This is a genomic window from Leisingera sp. M523, assembly GCF_025141335.1.
Lineage (GTDB): Bacteria > Pseudomonadota > Alphaproteobacteria > Rhodobacterales > Rhodobacteraceae > Leisingera.
This window is the reverse complement of record NZ_CP081036.1, coordinates 2,866,513-2,882,407: the sequence shown is the minus strand read 5'-3', so window position 1 is coordinate 2,882,407 and position 15,895 is coordinate 2,866,513. Positions and strand designations below refer to the sequence as shown.

General features: G+C 62.0%; 16 protein-coding genes. 6 read left to right on the top strand and 10 right to left on the bottom strand.

The window, feature by feature from the left end; translation table 11 throughout:
• Positions 1-3 precede the first annotated feature (3 nt).
• From K3557_RS14155 to K3557_RS14125, 7 genes are all read right to left on the bottom strand, one after another.
• Positions 4-1,077 carry a 2Fe-2S iron-sulfur cluster-binding protein gene (locus tag K3557_RS14155; RefSeq protein ID WP_259994638.1) on the bottom strand — a complete coding sequence of 358 codons (1,074 nt, stop codon included), beginning with the start codon at positions 1,075-1,077 and terminating at the stop codon, positions 4-6.
• Between the two features lie 10 nt (positions 1,078-1,087).
• Positions 1,088-1,561, bottom strand: a complete 474-nt coding sequence (gene paaD / locus K3557_RS14150; RefSeq protein ID WP_102853985.1) for a 1,2-phenylacetyl-CoA epoxidase subunit PaaD — start codon at positions 1,559-1,561, stop codon at positions 1,088-1,090.
• A 122-nt stretch (positions 1,562-1,683) separates the two neighbouring features.
• The gene (paaC, locus tag K3557_RS14145; protein WP_102853986.1) at positions 1,684-2,457 is read right to left on the bottom strand and encodes a 1,2-phenylacetyl-CoA epoxidase subunit PaaC; all 774 of its coding nucleotides are present in this window, start codon (positions 2,455-2,457) and stop codon (positions 1,684-1,686) included.
• Complete coding sequence (paaB, locus tag K3557_RS14140; RefSeq protein ID WP_014879084.1) at positions 2,457-2,741, bottom strand: 1,2-phenylacetyl-CoA epoxidase subunit PaaB; 285 nt, start codon at positions 2,739-2,741, stop codon at positions 2,457-2,459. The genes paaC and paaB overlap by 1 nt, the downstream gene beginning before the upstream one ends.
• A 73-nt stretch (positions 2,742-2,814) precedes the next feature.
• Positions 2,815-3,792, bottom strand: coding sequence for a 1,2-phenylacetyl-CoA epoxidase subunit PaaA (gene paaA / locus K3557_RS14135; RefSeq protein ID WP_027248067.1), 978 nt, complete (start codon positions 3,790-3,792; stop codon positions 2,815-2,817).
• Between the two features lie 23 nt (positions 3,793-3,815).
• Positions 3,816-5,018, bottom strand: a complete 1,203-nt coding sequence (pcaF, locus tag K3557_RS14130) for a 3-oxoadipyl-CoA thiolase (RefSeq protein WP_259994637.1) — start codon at positions 5,016-5,018, stop codon at positions 3,816-3,818.
• Positions 5,019-5,192: 174 nt separating this feature from the next.
• Complete coding sequence (locus K3557_RS14125) at positions 5,193-5,723, bottom strand: GNAT family N-acetyltransferase (RefSeq protein WP_259994636.1); 531 nt, start codon at positions 5,721-5,723, stop codon at positions 5,193-5,195.
• 128 nt (positions 5,724-5,851) lie between these two features.
• On the opposite strand from K3557_RS14125, the gene K3557_RS14120 reads away from it, so the two are divergent.
• Both K3557_RS14120 and K3557_RS14115 read left to right on the top strand, forming a co-directional pair.
• Positions 5,852-7,477, top strand: coding sequence for a sulfatase-like hydrolase/transferase (locus K3557_RS14120; protein ID WP_259994635.1), 1,626 nt, complete (start codon positions 5,852-5,854; stop codon positions 7,475-7,477).
• A gap of 131 nt (positions 7,478-7,608) precedes the next feature.
• A complete protein-coding gene (locus K3557_RS14115) occupies positions 7,609-8,259 on the top strand; it encodes a GntR family transcriptional regulator (RefSeq protein ID WP_259994634.1) in 651 nt (216 codons plus the stop codon).
• Between the two features lie 74 nt (positions 8,260-8,333).
• On the opposite strand, the gene K3557_RS14110 is transcribed toward K3557_RS14115, so the two are convergent.
• Positions 8,334-9,044 (bottom strand): type 1 glutamine amidotransferase, encoded by a 711-nt coding sequence (locus K3557_RS14110; protein WP_259994633.1) that lies wholly within the window; start codon positions 9,042-9,044, stop codon positions 8,334-8,336.
• An 80-nt stretch (positions 9,045-9,124) separates the two neighbouring features.
• Between K3557_RS14110 and K3557_RS14105 the strand changes: the two genes are divergently transcribed.
• Complete coding sequence (locus K3557_RS14105; protein ID WP_259994632.1) at positions 9,125-10,384, top strand: cytochrome P450; 1,260 nt, start codon at positions 9,125-9,127, stop codon at positions 10,382-10,384.
• 108 nt (positions 10,385-10,492) lie between these two features.
• Positions 10,493-11,782 carry a glutamine synthetase family protein gene (locus K3557_RS14100; protein ID WP_259994631.1) on the top strand — a complete coding sequence of 430 codons (1,290 nt, stop codon included), beginning with the start codon at positions 10,493-10,495 and terminating at the stop codon, positions 11,780-11,782.
• 198 nt (positions 11,783-11,980) lie between these two features.
• On the opposite strand, the gene K3557_RS14095 is transcribed toward K3557_RS14100, so the two are convergent.
• Both K3557_RS14095 and K3557_RS14090 read right to left on the bottom strand, forming a co-directional pair.
• Positions 11,981-13,336, bottom strand: a complete 1,356-nt coding sequence (locus K3557_RS14095; protein ID WP_259994630.1) for an aspartate aminotransferase family protein — start codon at positions 13,334-13,336, stop codon at positions 11,981-11,983.
• 48 nt (positions 13,337-13,384) lie between these two features.
• Positions 13,385-14,164 carry an IclR family transcriptional regulator gene (locus K3557_RS14090; RefSeq protein ID WP_259994629.1) on the bottom strand — a complete coding sequence of 260 codons (780 nt, stop codon included), beginning with the start codon at positions 14,162-14,164 and terminating at the stop codon, positions 13,385-13,387.
• Between the two features lie 173 nt (positions 14,165-14,337).
• Between K3557_RS14090 and K3557_RS14085 the strand changes: the two genes are divergently transcribed.
• Entirely contained in the window at positions 14,338-15,285 is a 948-nt protein-coding gene (locus K3557_RS14085) for a tripartite tricarboxylate transporter substrate binding protein (RefSeq protein WP_259994627.1), read from the top strand.
• Between the two features lie 71 nt (positions 15,286-15,356).
• Positions 15,357-15,887, top strand: coding sequence for a tripartite tricarboxylate transporter TctB family protein (locus K3557_RS14080; protein ID WP_259994626.1), 531 nt, complete (start codon positions 15,357-15,359; stop codon positions 15,885-15,887).
• Positions 15,888-15,895: the final 8 nt, after the last annotated feature.

Below are 15,895 nucleotides of genomic sequence, written 5' to 3'. Positions count from 1 at the left end.
GCGTTACTGGTCGTAATCGACCACGACGTTGTCAGTGACCGGGTAGGCCTGGCAGGACAGCACATAGCCCTTCTCTACCTCGTAATCCTCCAACGCATGGTTGGCGACCATCTCGACTTCACCCTCCAGCACCTTGCAGCGGCAGGTGGAGCAAACGCCGGCCTTGCAGGCATAGGGCGCATCCATTGCGTTCTCCAACGCTGCATCCAGCAGGGTCATGTCCTTGCCCATCTCGATGGTCTGGGTGGCGCCGTCCAAGGTGATCGCAGCCTTGGTCTGATTGGCGCTGCTGGCAGCATCACTTGCGGCGGCCTTGCGTTTGGCGCGGCCCGGCTGGGCAGAAGCGAACAGCTCAAACTTGATCTGGCTGTCGTCCAGACCGGCAGTGCGCAGCGCGGCGGCGATGCCCAGCATCATCGGTTCCGGGCCGCAGATGAAGGCGGTGCCGACCGATTTGATATCTATCCAACGCTCAAACAGCTGGGCGCATTTCTCCTCGGTCACCAGACCGGTGAACAGGTCGATTTCCTGCGCGTCCGATTCCAGCACATGGATCACGTTGAAGCGGCCCATGTAGAGGTTCTTGAGATCCTCCAGCTCCTCGCGGAACATGATCGTGTTCACGCCCTTGTTGGCGTAGACCAGTGTGAAGGAGGCGTTCGGCTCTGCCGCCAGCGTGGTCTTGAGGATCGACAGTACCGGGGTAATGCCGGAACCGCCGGCAAAGCCCAGGTAGTGCTTCTCGGCCGCCTCATTAAGCGGGGTGAAGAAACTGCCCATCGGCGCCATCGCCTGCAGGGTGTCGCCGGCCTTCAGGTCGGTGTTGGCCCAGGTTGAAAACGCGCCGCCGTCGACGCGCTTGATGCCGACCTGCAGGATGCCCTCATCGCGTCCGGCACAGATCGAGTAGCTGCGGCGCAACTCCTCGCCGTCGAAGTCGCGGCGGAAGGTCAGGTACTGGCCTTGGGTGAAATCGAATTCTTCTGCCGCGCCGCCCGCGGGCTTCAGGGTGACAACCACCGCATCGCGGATGGTTTTACGGACGTCGGTGACTTCAAGGTCGTGAAAGCGCGCCATCAGGGTCTCCTCAGATGCACTTGAAATAATCAAAGGGTTCAAGGCAGTCCTGGCAGCGCCAGTGGGCCTTGCAGGGGGTCGAGCCGAACTGGCTGACCTTGGTGACATGTGTACTGCCGCAGTTGGGGCATTTTTCCGGGCCGCCTGCGGCCTGGGGCGGGGCGATGCCGTAGTCCTCCAGCTTGGCGCGGCCCTTGTCGGACAGCCAATCGGTGGTCCAGGCGGGGGAGATCTGGGTTTCCAGTCTCAGATCGGTAACACCGTGGCCGCGCAGGGCGGTTTCGATATCCAGGGCAATCACTGCAGTTGCCGGGCAGCCGGAGTAGGTCGGGGTGACGCTGACCACGAGGGTTTCCCCTTCCCAAGCGACATCGCGGATGATGCCCAGATCCACCAGCGAGATCACCGGGATCTCCGGATCGGGCACAGCGTCGAGCCACTCCCAGATCTGGTTGATGCTTGGCTGAGTTGTCACTTGGCTCATGCGGTTTATCCTTGCTATGCACCGCCCGGACGATAGGCCGGGCAGCCCCCGACCTCCCCCACGGGAGGGGGCTTCACCCCCACCCGAGGCCGGGGGCCGCCCTCAGTTCTTTGGCCGTGGCCTTACCACTTGGCGCCGGGATAGGCGCGCTGCAGCCATTGCATCTGGGTCAGCAGATGGCCCAGGTGCTCGGTATGCATCGCGCCGGTGCGGCCGCCCTTATGGGCAAAACGGCTTTCCGGGATGGTCAGCGTTGCGTCGCCCAGGATGCGGGTGATCAGCGCGTCGTATTCCTCACGCAGGGAGGCCGGGTCGGGTGCGATGCCCGCTTTGACCATTTCCGCGTCCACGCTGTCGGACTGGAACATCTCGCCGGCGTAGGGCCAGAGATAGTCCAGTGCTTCCTGCATGCGGCGGTGGCTTTCCTCAGTACCGTCGCCCAGGCCCACCACGGTATCGGCGGAACGTTCCAGGTGATAAGCCACTTCTTTCGAGGCCTTCTCGGCAATCGCGGCGACGCGTTCGTCCGAGGATTTCATCAGCCGGCCCAGCTGGATCGAATGCCAGGCATCGAACAGGAACTGGCGCATCAGCGTGCGGCCAAAGTCGCCGTTCGGCACTTCCACCAGCAGCACGTTGCGGAAATCCCAAGCATCGCGCAGGAAAGCCAGATCGTCGGCGGATTTGCCGTCTCCCTGTACCTCAGCCGCGAGGCCTAGCCACATCTGGGTCTGGCCGATCATGTCCAGCGCGGTGTTGGCCAGCGCGATGTCCTCTTCCAGCACCGGCGCATGGCCGCACCATTCGCTGACCCGGTGGCCGAGGATCAAGGTGTTATCCCCCATCCGCAGCAGGAACTGGGTGAATGCCTCATCTTTGTTAAGCGGGCGGGTCATTACATTGCCCCCACTTCTTCGGGGATGTCGAAGAAGGTCGGGTGGCGGTAGACCTTGCTCTCCGACGGCTCATAAAGCGGGCCCTTGTCGCTGGGCGAGGACGCGGCGATGTGGTTGGCTTCCACCACCCAGATCGACACGCCTTCGTTGCGGCGGGTATAGACGTCGCGGGCGTTCTTGATCGCCATCTCGGCGTCCGGCGCGTGCAGGGAGCCGACGTGGCGGTGGCTCATCCCGTGCTGGCCGCGGATGAAGACTTCCCAGAGGGGCCATTCGTTTTTCATGTCTTAAATCCTCCTGGCTGAGGGGGCGCCGCCGCAGTGTTCGAAAACGGGCAGAGCGCCGGAATGCTTGGGGTTACTCGGCAGCGTGCTTTTGCGCGGCCTTCTTTTTGGCATGCGCCAACAGCCCGTCGCGGACCCATTCGCCGTCGTCCCAGGCCTTGTTGCGGGCGGCAAGGCGGTCCACGTTGCAGGGGCCGTTGCCCTTGATCACGTCAAAGAATTCGTTCCAGTCCGGGTCGGTGTAGTCATAATGGCCGCGCTCCTCGTTCCACTTCAAGTCCGGGTCGGGAACGGTGAGGCCCAGGTATTCGGCCTGCGGCACGGTCTGGTCGACAAACTTTTGGCGCAGCTCGTCATTGGTGTTCATCTTGATCTTCCAGGCCATCGACTGGGCGGAATGGACCGAGTCCTTGTCGGACGGGCCGAACATCATCAGCGACGGATACCACAGGCGGTTCAGCGCATCCTGGGCCATCTTCTTCTGCTCGGGCGTGCCTTCGGCCATCTTGCGGATGGCGTCATAGCCCTGGCGCTGGTGAAAGCTTTCTTCCTTGCAGACGCGGATCATCGCGCGCGAATAGGGGCCGAAGGAGGTCCGCTGCAGCGGCACCTGGTTCATGATCGCCGCACCGTCAACCAGCCAGCCGACCGCACCGATGTCGGCCCAGTTCAGCGTCGGATAGTTGAAGATCGACGAATACTTCATGCGCCCGTCCAGCAGCATTTCGGTCATCTCGTCGCGGGACACGCCCAGCGTTTCCGCCGCACAATAGAGGTACAGGCCATGGCCTGCCTCATCCTGAACCTTGGCAAGCAGGATCGCCTTGCGCTCCAGCGTCGGCGCGCGGGTGATCCAGTTGCCCTCTGGCAGCTGGCCGACGATTTCCGAATGCGCGTGCTGGCCGATCTGGCGGATCAGCGTCTTGCGGTAGCCTTCGGGCATCCAGTCCTTGGGCTCGATCTTCTCGCCCGCGTCGATGCGCGCCTGAAAGGCCGCCAGCTGTTCCGGATCGTCCTGGGTCGCTTCGGATTTGACCATCTGAGCATACATGTCTGGGACCTCCCTTGGGTTTGTTACACGCGTTCCAGGATCAGGGCAGTGCCCTGTCCAACGCCGACGCACATGGTGCAAAGCGCATAACGCCCGCCGGTGCGTTGCAATTGATAGGCGGCAGTCAGCACCAGCCGGGCGCCTGACATGCCAAGCGGGTGGCCCAGTGCAATTGCACCGCCGTTGGGATTAACATGGGGCGCATCGTCCGAAAGGCCAAGCTCGCGCAGGGTGGCGAGGCCCTGCGAGGCGAATGCCTCGTTCAGTTCGATCACGTCCATCTGGTCGATGGTCAGACCGGTGCGGGCCAGCACCTTGCGGGTCGCAGGCACCGGGCCGATGCCCATGATGCGCGGCTCAACCCCGGCGGCGGCCATGCCGACGATGCGGGCCATCGGTTTTAAGCCGTTTTTCGCGGCCGCGGCTTCATTTGCCATCAGGATCGCCGCAGCACCGTCATTGACACCGGAGGCATTGCCGGCCGTCACGGTCTTGTCCGGGCCATTCACACCTTTCAGGCCTGACAGCTTTTCAGCCGAGGTGCCGGGGCGCGGGTGTTCGTCGGTGTCCACCACCAGGGCTTCACCCTTGCGCTGGGGGATGGTGACCGGGGTGATTTCGTCGTTGAAAAGGCCCGCCTCATGCGCTGCGGCCCAGCGGGCCTGGCTGCGGGCAGCAAAGGCGTCCTGATCGTCGCGGGAAATGCCATAGTCTGCGGCGACATTGTCGGCAGTCTGCGGCATGGAATCGGTGCCGTACATCTCGTGCATTTTCTTGTTCACGAAACGCCAGCCGATGGTGGTGTCATAAACTTCATTGGCGCGGGTGAAGGCGGAGGTTGCCTTGGGCATCACAAAGGGTGCGCGCGACATGCTCTCAACACCGCCGGCGATGGCCATGTCATAATCACCCGCCTTGATACCGCGCGATGCCATGCCGACCGCATCCATGCCGGAGGCGCAGAGGCGGTTGATGGTGGTGCCGGGCACGGTGGCAGGCAGGCCTGCCAGCAGGGCGGCCATGCGGGCGACATTGCGGTTGCTTTCGCCGGCTTGGTTGGCGTCGCCCAGGATCACGTCATCCAAGGTACCCCAGTCCGCATCCGGGTTGCGCGCCGCCAGGGCGGCAATCGGCAGGGCGGCAAGGTCATCGGTCCGCACCTGGCTCAGCGCGCCGCCGTAGCGGCCGATCGGGGTGCGGGTGGCATCGCAGATGAAAGCATCCATGGGTGTTCGCGTCTCCTGTGGCGGCGGCAGGGATAAGCCGACCGTTGGGTCGGTGATACGCCGGAAGATGATTCGCGGCAAGTTAAATGTAACGGAAAAATTCCAAGAGCTGAAATTGTGTAACGAGTCCTGCTGGCTTCAATCCTTCGCCGGTACATGCGCTGTGATCCGGTTTTAAAAATCAATGCAGTGCAGGACGTCGTTGGGGTAGCGTCTGTCCTGAACCTGAAAATGGGTGAGGCCCGATTTTTCAAAGCCGTGGCTGAGATAGAAGGCGATGGCGCCTTTGTTTTCTGAGTTGGTGACCAGCCACGGGGCGTCCCAGCCGTTGGTGCGGCACGCCTCTATCCCCGCAGCAAGCAGGGATTGTCCCAGGCCCTTACCCTGGTGCCGGGGCTGCACGTAGAGAGTGGAGATCTCAGTTTCTGAGCTGCTGCCGCCTGGGCAGGGGTTGCCGTGTGACACCCGGATATAGCCGTCTATTCCTTCCCTGTTTTCTGAAACCAGCAGCGTTTCTGCAGGGCGGTTCACAAGATCAAGAAAGTGTTCGCGGGTGAATTGGCCAAGCGCATAGTCCGCAAAGAAGCTGCTGATGCCTTGGCGCAAATATGTGCCAATCCACACTTCGATGGACAGGGCCGCCAGACAGGAGGCGTCTTCGCACCGGGCTGCGCGGATGGTTCCGGGATCGGGTGTATCGGTCATGTTATGTCTTGCCTTTGGAAAAACTGCGGGCGGAGAGTGCGCCGCCGGGGGGGTGGCTGTTGAGGCAATTCATCCTCGCCATTTTGCTTCACGTGTTCAATAATTCCGGAACTTAACGGGAGGTGCCGATGAACATTCTTTACATCATGTTCGACCAGCTGCGGTTCGATTATCTAAGCTGCGCTGGCCATCCGCATCTGCATACGCCCCACATTGATGGGCTGGCGGCCAGGGGCGTGCGCTTTACCCGCGCCTATGTGCAATCGCCCACCTGCGGCTCGTCGCGGATGTCGAGCTATACCGGGCGCTACCCTTCCAGCCATGGGGTGCAGTTCAACAGCTACCCCCTGCGGGTGGGGGAATGGACCATGGGCGACCATCTGCGCAAGGCGGGCATGGGCTGCCACCTGATCGGCAAGACGCATATGGTGGCTGATGCGGAAGGGATGCAGCGGCTGGGGCTGGCGCCGGACAGCGTAATCGGCGTGCGCCAGTCGGAATGCGGGTTTGACCCGTGGGTGCGGGATGACGGGCTGTGGGCAGAAGGGCCGGACGGGTTTTATGACCAAAAACACAGCCCCTATAATGAGTACCTGAAGCAACAGGGCTACCCGGGTGATAACCCCTGGAACGACTTTGCCAACGCCGGGGTCGAGGGGAGTGACGTTGCTTCCGGCTGGTTCATGGTCAACGCGGATAAACCTGCCAATATCGCCGAGGAAGACAGTGAAACCCCATGGCTGACAACTCAGGCGATGGCGTTTATTGATCAGGCCAACGGCCCTTGGTGTGCGCATCTCAGCTATATCAAACCGCATTGGCCCTATATCGTGCCTGCGCCGTATCACAATATGTACGGGGCGGAGCATGTGCTGCCGGTGGTGCGCTCGGACGCGGAACGTGACGCGGCGCATCCGGTGTTTGACGGCATGATGAACAACCGGATTGGCAAGACCTTCAGCCGGGATGAGGTGCGAAACAAGGTGATCCCCGCCTACATGGGGCTGATCAAACAGGCCGACGACCAGATGGGCCGCTTGTTTGCCTGGCTGCAAGATACCGGGCGGATGCAGGACACGATGATCGTGGTGACCTCGGACCATGGCGATTATCTGGGCGATCATTGGCTGGGCGAGAAGAACCTGTTCCATGACCCCTCCATCAAGGTGCCGCTGATCATCTACGACCCGCGCGCGGAGGCTGATGCTGCACGTGGAACAACCTGCGATGAACTGGTGGAGGCGATCGACCTGTTGCCGACCTTCCTGGAGGCGGCGGGCGGCGATCCGGCGCCGCATATCCTGGAGGGGCGCTCGCTGATGCCGTTCCTGCGCGGTGAAACCCCGGCCTGGCGGGAGTATGCAATTGCCGAGTTCGACTATTCCACCATGCCGCTGTGCGAAAAGCTGGGGCTGGAGCCCAAGGACGCGCGGCTGTTCATGGTGACGGACAAGCGCTGGAAGTTCATGCATGCCGAAGGCGGGCTGCGGCCGATGCTGTTCGACATGGAAAGCGATCCGGAAGAACTTGTGGACCTGGCCAAGGGTGATGCGCATCAGGAGATCATTGATCTGATGTATGACCGGCTGCTGGAATGGGGCCTCAGGATGTCGCAGCGGATCACCCTGTCGGATGGGCAGATCAAGGCGCGCCGTGGGAAATCAGGGCGCAAGGGCATTCTGCTGGGCGTCTATAAGGCGGATGAGGCGGCGCCGGAGCTGACAGAGAAATACCGCGGGCCGGTGCCGCAATAACTGCGCTGCACATTCACCTTTGCACAAATACTCCGGGGGAGCCCGCAGGGCGGGGGCAGGGCCCCCTATTGCGCGTTGCCATGCAGGGAGCACAGGCATAAATTGGCCGCAAACGCATCAAAGGCGGCGCAATGGCAGGTCAGACAGAGCAGGTTCTGAACGCAATCCTTCAGGACATCGAGGCGGGTCGGCTGGTGCCCGGCGCGCCGCTGGAGGAGAGCGAGCTGGTGGAGCGTCACGGTGTCTCCCGCACGCCGGTGCGAGAAGCCTTTATCCAGCTGGAAGCCATTGGCTTGATCAAACGGCTGCCGCGCAAGGGCGCGGTGCTGTTCAAGCCGACGCTGGAGGAGTTTCTGGCAATTCTGGAAGTCCATGCCCGGCTTGAGGGCCAGGCGGCGGCGCTGGCAGCACGGCGGCTGTCTCCGGTCCAGGCCAGGGAGCTGGAGGCGGCGGTTGCGGCATGTGAAAAGCATGCAGCGGAAAAGGGCGATGGTGATCCGGCGGGCTATTACCAGCTGAACCTGCGGTTTCATGCCTGTGTGGCCGAAGGATCGGGCAACCCCTTTCTGGTCGAGATGATCAAAACCAATGCACGCAAGCTGATGGCGTATTACCGGGCGCGCTACCGTTACCCCGGCGCCATTGCCCAATCCGCCAAGGAACACCGGGAGATTTCTGTGCTGATCACTGCCCATGACCGTGAGGGAGCGGAGGCGGCGATGATATCCCATGTGCAGTTTGATCAGGTCACCGTGATGGATCTTCTGGCTGCGCTGGGCTGACATTTGAGTTGAACGGGACCTGGCGGTCCCGTGCCTCCGGCGGGGGTGTTTTTGACCAGAAAGAAGCCGGCGGGTCAGGGTTGCCGGGCTTGCTCGAAGAAGCGGGCGAGGCTCTCGGCAAAGGCTTGCTGGTCTGAGCGCCCGGTAAGGCTGTCCAGCGCGCGGGCGTGTGCTTCGGGGCTGAGGGCCTGCTGCATTTCTTCGGTCAGCGCTGTCATGAAGCTGCGGGACATTTCCGGGTGGTGCTGGGTGGTGAAGATGTGGCGTCCCAGGGTGAAGCCAGTGTTCATGCCATTCCATCCACTGAGCGGGGTTGCGTCTGGCGGCAGTGTGCTGACGCATTCGCGGTGGGAGCCGTAAAGCTTCACCTCATCCGGTAACGGTGCGGCCCAGTCCGGGCGGTTCAGCAATTTGTTGCGGGTCAGCCCGTGCACCCAGCCGTCTGGGTTGAGATCCAGGCCGCCGCCAAGGGCCAGCGCGATGGCCTGATGGCCGAAGCAGGCGCCGAACAGCGGGAATTTCCGGGAATGGGCGTCGCGGATCAAGTCCAGCAGCTGCGCCACCCAGGGGGCACCGGAGCGGACCGAGGCCGGGCTGCCGGTGATCATTGCGCCGCCAAAAGCAAACAGGTCCTGCGGGAAATCTCCTTCTTTCACGGTAAACACCGAAGTACGCCAGTCTGGCCGGGCTATCCGGATCAGATCGGTGAATTTTTCCCCGTCCTTTGGGTGCCTTTGGGCAAATTCGCTTTCGTCGGTGTTGGTCATCAGAATGGCCAAATGCATGAGAGCGCTCGCAAGATTATCATTTACATATTTAAGGTCACTATTAATATACATCCGTAAGCAAGTTAGGGAAGCCCGCAATGACAGTTTGGACCCCCACCGATGACGGCTTTGCGGATCTGAGCAGCCATGACGTCTTTGCCGATGGTGCGCCGCACAACACCTTTGCGCGGCTGCGGCGCGAGGACCCGCTGCATTGGACCGAATATGCGGGCGGCAAGAATTTCTGGTCGGTCACCCGCTATGAAGACATCACGGTGATGAACAAGAACACCGAGGTGTTCTCCTCGGCCCGCGGGATCCGGATGGAGGATCAATCCTACGAGGAATACCTGGCGCGGCGCACCTTTCAGGAAACCGATCCGCCGGATCATTCCAAAGTGCGGATGAAACTGCTGAAGGCGTTCTCAAAAACCACCATGGCGCAGTATGAGCAGGATATCCGCGACCTTTGTGCGGAGATTCTGGATCAGGCGCTGGCCAAAGGGGAATTTGACGCAACCAAGGAAATCGCCCGTCAGTTGCCGATGCGGATGCTGGGCCGGGTGGTGGGCCTGCCGGCGGAGGATCTGCCCTGGCTGGTCGAAAAAGGCGACGCGCTGATTGCCAATACTGATCCGGATTTCACCTCGCATGTGCTGGACAAGATGCAGACGGATGAGTTCCGGATGATGCCCTTCAACTCTCCCGCCGGGGCGGAGCTGTACGCCTATGCCAAAGAGCTGATGGAGGCAAAAGCGCGCAAGGGGGATACATCCGGTGTGCTGGATCTGATCCTGGAACCGGCCAAGGATGGTTCGGTCATTACTGAGACCGAGTTCCGCAATTTCTTCTGCCTGCTGGTTGCGGCGGGCAATGACACCACGCGGTATTCGATTGCCGCAGGTATCCAGGCGATGTGCCATCAGCCGGAGCTGCTGGCGCAGATGCAGGCGGGCGGCGCGGTATGGGAGACGGCGGCAGATGAGATCATCCGCTGGGCCACGCCCGCGCTGTACTTCCGCCGCACCGCGACGCGGGATGTGGAGATGCATGGCAAGACCATCCGCGAAGGCGACAAGGTGCTGTATTGGTTTGCTTCGGCGAACCGGGATGACGGGTATTTCGAAGATCCATTTCACGTGAATCTTCACCGCAGCCCGAACCGGCATCTGTCGTTCGGCCAGTTCGGTCCGCATGTCTGCCTGGGCATGTGGCTGGCGCGGCTGGAGGTGACGGTGCTGTTTCAGGAATTGGCCAAACGGATCACCCATATCGAGGCGGCGGGGCCGCATAAGTTCCTGCGTTCAAACTTTGTCGGCGGACTCAAGTCGCTGCCGGTACGGGTGGAGGCTGCCTGACAAATGGGCTGTCTCACAGGAAAGACTCTGCGAAAACCGTTAAATATGTTAAGTAATAAGATGCGGTGCTCGATGCCGACGACTGTTCAACTGGGAAGGGCTTGAGCCATGAAAACCCGCCTGCGCGCGATGTTTTGCGACCACCTCAGCATCATGCGGGGGAAATACCTGCCGAATTCCAAGATCGGCGATGACTCGACCCGGTTCTGCCGGTCGGTCTTTGGCACCCATTATGACAGGGACCTGCTGGATGCGCCGGGGGCGATGGTCAAACAGGGTCTGCCGGATATGGAGCTGAAGTGGTTGCATGACGACATCCGGGACAGTTGGCATGCCTCGACCAAAGTGGTGCTGGGGGATTTGTATGATGATGAGGGTCAGCCGCTGCCGCTGTGTCCGCGCTGGGCGTTGAAGCGGGCGGTCGCGGATTGGCAAAAACACGGGCTGACGCCGAAAGTCGGGATCGAGCTGGAGGCCTTTGCCCTGCAGGCGGATGACCGCGGGCGGCTGATGCCCTATGATGCGCCGGGCGGGGTGGTCTATGGCACCGGGCCGTTTGCCGATCCGTTGCGGTTCAACGACCGGATCTGGGCGATGGCTGATGATATGGGTTTTTCGCTCGACATGATCACTGCCGAATTCGACAGTCCGCAGTTTGAATACACATTGACCTTTGATGATGCGGTGAAGGCGGTGGATGACATCGTGCTGTTCCGCCTGATGGCGCGGGAGGTGGCGCTGGAATACGGCATTATCCTGACCTTCATGCCGAAACCGGTGGCCGAGGCTGGCGGCTCGGGTATGCATATCAACTTCTCCTTTGCCGATGAGGCGGGCGGCAATGCGCTGTCTTCAGGGCCGCAGGGCGGGCCGGAGCATATGAATGATCTGGCCCGCGGCTGCCTGGCTGGGCTGTTGCATCACCACAAGGGGCTTGCGGGGCTGATTGCGCCAACCGCCAACAGCTATATGCGGCTGCAGCCGGGATCGCTGTCGGGGTATTGGCAGAACTGGGGCGGCGATCATCGCAATGTGACCACGCGGATCAGTTCCGAAGGCGGCTCCAAGGCGCGGCTGGAGCACCGGATGGCGGATGCGTCGGCCAATCCCTACACGGCGGTGGCGGCGGTGCTTCATGCTGCACGGTTGGGGGTGGAGAACAGCCATCAGCTGCCGCCGATGGAAACTGGCGACGGCTTTGACCGGACTGACGCACGCGAAGGCACGGCGGCTGATCTGAAAGGGGCAGTGAGTGATCTGGAGAAGGACACCGTTCTGGCAGAAGCTGTCGGGCCGGAGCTGGTCGCCAACCACGTCTTCATGAAACGCAAAGAAGTGCGCAAGACCCGTGATCTGGAAGGCGACGGCATGCGTGATTTCTACGTGCATTTTATCTGATATTCACAGCGGGATCCCTGCAAGGGACATGGAAACGGGCGCGGCTGCGGCAGCTGCGCCCGTATCCGTATCCCGCAACCGCGCCGCGTCAGCGGCGCCGCCGAAGGCGCGGGCCCGAAGCATATGCTTCGGGCCCGCCATGGTATTTGGTGGCGCCCGGACCTGGCGGTCCGGGCGGGGAAGCGTCTGGCGCGGGTGTCAGCTCACCGCCGCCAGGCCTGCGTCCAGGGCGGAGAGGATGGTTGCGGCCTCAGCCTCACTCAGTACCAGCGGCGGTGACAGGATGATGTTGGGGCCGGAGACCCGCACCATCGCGCCGGCCTCATAGGCTGCTTCCTGCAGCGTGCCGGTGGTTTTCTTGTCAGCCGGCGCCTTGGTGCTGCGGTCTGCCACCAGCTCAAGTGCACTCATCAGCCCGTGGCCGCCGCGCACGTCGCCGATCAGCTCGTATTTCTGCTGCAGGTCCAACAGCCCCTGATGGATCTGGGTGCCGCGGGCGGCGGCGTTTTCGGGCACGTTCAGGCGCAGGGTCTCGGCAAGGCAGGCCAACGCTGCTGCAGCGCCTACAGGATGGCCTGAGTAAGTGTAGCCATGGCCGATGGCGGCCTTTCCGCTGGTGTCCTTTTCGAAGGTCTCCGTCATGTGGTCTGCGATCATCACGGCACCAAAAGGGAAGTAACCGTTGGTGATCGCCTTGGCTGTTGCCATCATATCCGGTTGCACACCCCAGTGCCGCGAACCGGTCCAGGAACCAGTGCGGCCGAAGGCGGTGATCACCTCATCTGCGATCAGCAGAATACCGTTTTTGGAGCAGATCTCACACACGCCGGGCATGAAGCTGGCATGCGGAGGGATCACCCCGCCGGCGCCCAGGACCGGCTCCATGATGAAGGCCGCGATGGTGCCGCCGCCCTGGAACGCGATCTCGTCCTCCAGCGCCTGCAGGCAGAGCTGTGCGAGGCGTTCGGGGTCGGTCTCATTGAACGGATTGCGGTAGGTATAGGGCGCGGGGATCTGGAAGCAGCCGGGCAGCAGCGGTTCGTACTGGGTGCGGAAATTGGCGTTTCCGTTCACCGAGGCGCCGCCCATGTGGGTGCCGTGGTACCCTTTTTTCAGGCTCAGGAACTTGGTGCGGCCCTCCTCGCCGCGGATCTTGTGGTACTGGCGTGCCAGCCGGAGGGCGGTTTCCACCGAGTCCGATCCGCCAGAGGTGAAGAAGGCACGGGTGAGGCCATCGGGCGCGAAGAACTTGCGCAGCTCCTCGGCCAGCTGGATCACCTGGTCGTTGGTGGTGCCGCGGAAGGTGGAGTAATAGGGCAGCACATCCAGCTGCGCGGCAATCGCGTCTTTCACGGGCTGGCAGGAAAAGCCGAGGTTCACGTTCCACAGGCCCCCGACCGCGTCCACCACCTCATGCCCGTCGATATCGGTGATTTTCACCCCTTGGGCCGAGGTGATGATGGCAGGCGGGTTGGCCAGGCTGTCGCCGGGATGCGCCATCGGATGCCAGAGGGATTTGGCGTTGTGCTCTTTCAGGAAGTTGGAGTCTTTCATGGGGTCAGCTCCTGGATGCGGCCCGCGCCGGGGCCGGAGAGGGGGAAGTCAGGCGGCACCGTCCTGCGGATATTCCGCAGGCGCCGAGCCGCCGATGCGATGGGTAAGGGTGGCGCCCGCGCGGCGGAGCGCCGCAGGGATCCGTTGTTTCTGTTCAGTGGTCATGCGGGACACCGGCGCGGCCACGGCGAGCGCGCCGATCACCTGGCGGTCGGGGCCAAAGACCGGCACTGCGTGGGAATGCACATCCGCCTCGAACCCGCCAATGGACTGGGCCATTCCAGTGCTGCGGACAACTGCCAGCTGGGCGCGGATGTCCTGCGGATCGGTGATCGTCTCAGGTGTGTGGGCCTGTAACGGCTGTGCCAGTGCCGCGTCAGCAAAGCAGGGGTCGGCATAGGCCAGCACCGCCATGCCGGAACTGGTGCCATGAAAGGTCAGCACTTCGGCGTCCTCCATCATCACCTTGGTTGCGTGGCGCGGGGAATAGGCATGCGACAGCGAATTCAGCTGGCTGCCCTGCAACAGCGACAGGTGGGTGGTTTCGCCGGTCTCGTCGCTCAGATCACGCAGCACACGGCGCGAGACCGAAAGTATCGGAACCGCCGCCTCGCGCAGGGCGGCCAGGCGCAGAACCTGGGGGCCAAGCCGGTACATGCGGTCGCCGTCGGTCTGTTCGACAAAACCTGATTCCTGCAGCTCGCTCATCAGCCGAAAGACGGTGGCCTTGTTCATGCCGGACAGGCGAGTGAGGTCGCTGAGCCCGATCCCGGTCCGGCCGTGATTGAAATATGTCAGTAATGACAAGGCTTTGGATACCGTTCCCATGGGCCTGTCCGTTCTCCCTGTTTGGTTTTGGCAGGTGGTGCCTTTGGAAAAAGACGCACCTTTGATGCAATTTTGTTGACAGATAAGCGGGCTGCCTGTCAATCTAAATTCAAACCAACGGTTCAAATAACGAACCATCGGCAACGGCCGGGAAGAAAACTGGGAGGAAAACGATGAAACTCAAGACCCTCATGAAAGGTGCAGCCGCAGCGGCGGCACTGGGGCTGGGCGCGGTTGCCGCGCAGGCCGAATATCCGGAGAAGCCGGTGAACTTTATCGTGCCGTGGCCGCCGGGTGATCTGGAGGATGTCCTGACGCGGATGATCGCCGAGGATTTTCAGAACGAATACGGCGTTGCGGCTGCTGTGGTGAACAAACCGGGCGGCGGCGGCGGGCCGTTCCCCGGTGCCATCGAAGTCGCCAATGCACCGAGCGATGGTTATACCATCGGCTCCTTCGTGATCGGCGTACCAGTGATGGGCCATCAGATCGACATCCCGCCGCTGACGCCTGAGAAATTCGACCCGCTGGGGATATTCCTGACCTATCCCTTTGTGATCGCCACATCTGGCGATGCGCCCTACAGCACGATGGAAGAGCTGGCCGCTTATGCCAAGGAAAACGACGTGGCGCTGGGCCACTTCGGCGATGTGCTGACCCCGACCCAAGTGACCAAGGCTTACGCCAAGAACGCCGGGTTTGAGTGGGGTTCCGACGCGGCCTTTGACGCGCTGGACTGCAACACGCTGGCCTCGGGCGATGCGGATGTGATCAACACCACGCTGCAGCTGGTGCTGCCCTGCCTGGATCAGGTCAAGGTGCTGGTCTCGATCACGGATCAGCGCATCCCGCTGGCCCCCGACGCGCCCACCATCGGCGAGCTGGACGAGAGCCTGAACATCGCGCTGTGGAACGGTCTGTTCGTGACCAAAGACACTCCGCAGGATGTGCGCGACAAGATCATCGCGGTTGCGGAAAAGGCGGTGATGAGCGAACGCGCCCAGAATGTCGCCAAGGAGACCGGCGCGCTGGTCTATTGGCAAAGCGCCGACGACAGCGCGGCACGGGTTGCCAATGATATCGGCACCATGGCCCGCATCAGCGGCCTGCTGTCGGAGTAATCCTCCCCCCTGCATCGGGGCCCTGATGGGTCCCGGTGCCCTTTCAATCGCGCGGACAATGAACATCTCACATGCCTTCGGAACGTGAACACCGCTTTGCCGGACCACGGCGCGGACAGCTGGTTTTTGCCTTGTTTCTGGTGGCGGCTGCGCTGCTGCTGCTGGTCCTGATCACAGAGCAGACCGCCTGGGTCAACAAAACCAAGCTGTTTGCCCAGCCCCGGTTCTGGCCAGCTGTCGCCATTGGCGGCATGGTGCTGATGGGCGGACTGCACCTGTACAAACTGCCCTGGCGGCGGGTCAGCCGCTATGACCTGCGGGAGGTCAGGCGCTGGGCGCAGGTATTGGAGTTTGCCGGCTGGTTCATGGGGTATGTGCTGCTGGTGCCCATCATAGGCTATCTGCCCGTGACGCTGGCCTTCATGCCGCTTCTCAGCTGGCGGATGGGCTATCGCAGCCGCTTCATGCTGTCGATCAGTGCCGTCTTTGCTGTGGTCGTGGTTGTGCTGTTCAAAGCTGTTCTGTCGGTCAAGATTCCGGGGGCAGTGCTGTATGAGTATCTGCCGGGGCCGGTCCGCAGTTTCTTCATTCTCTATCTCTGAGTACCCGT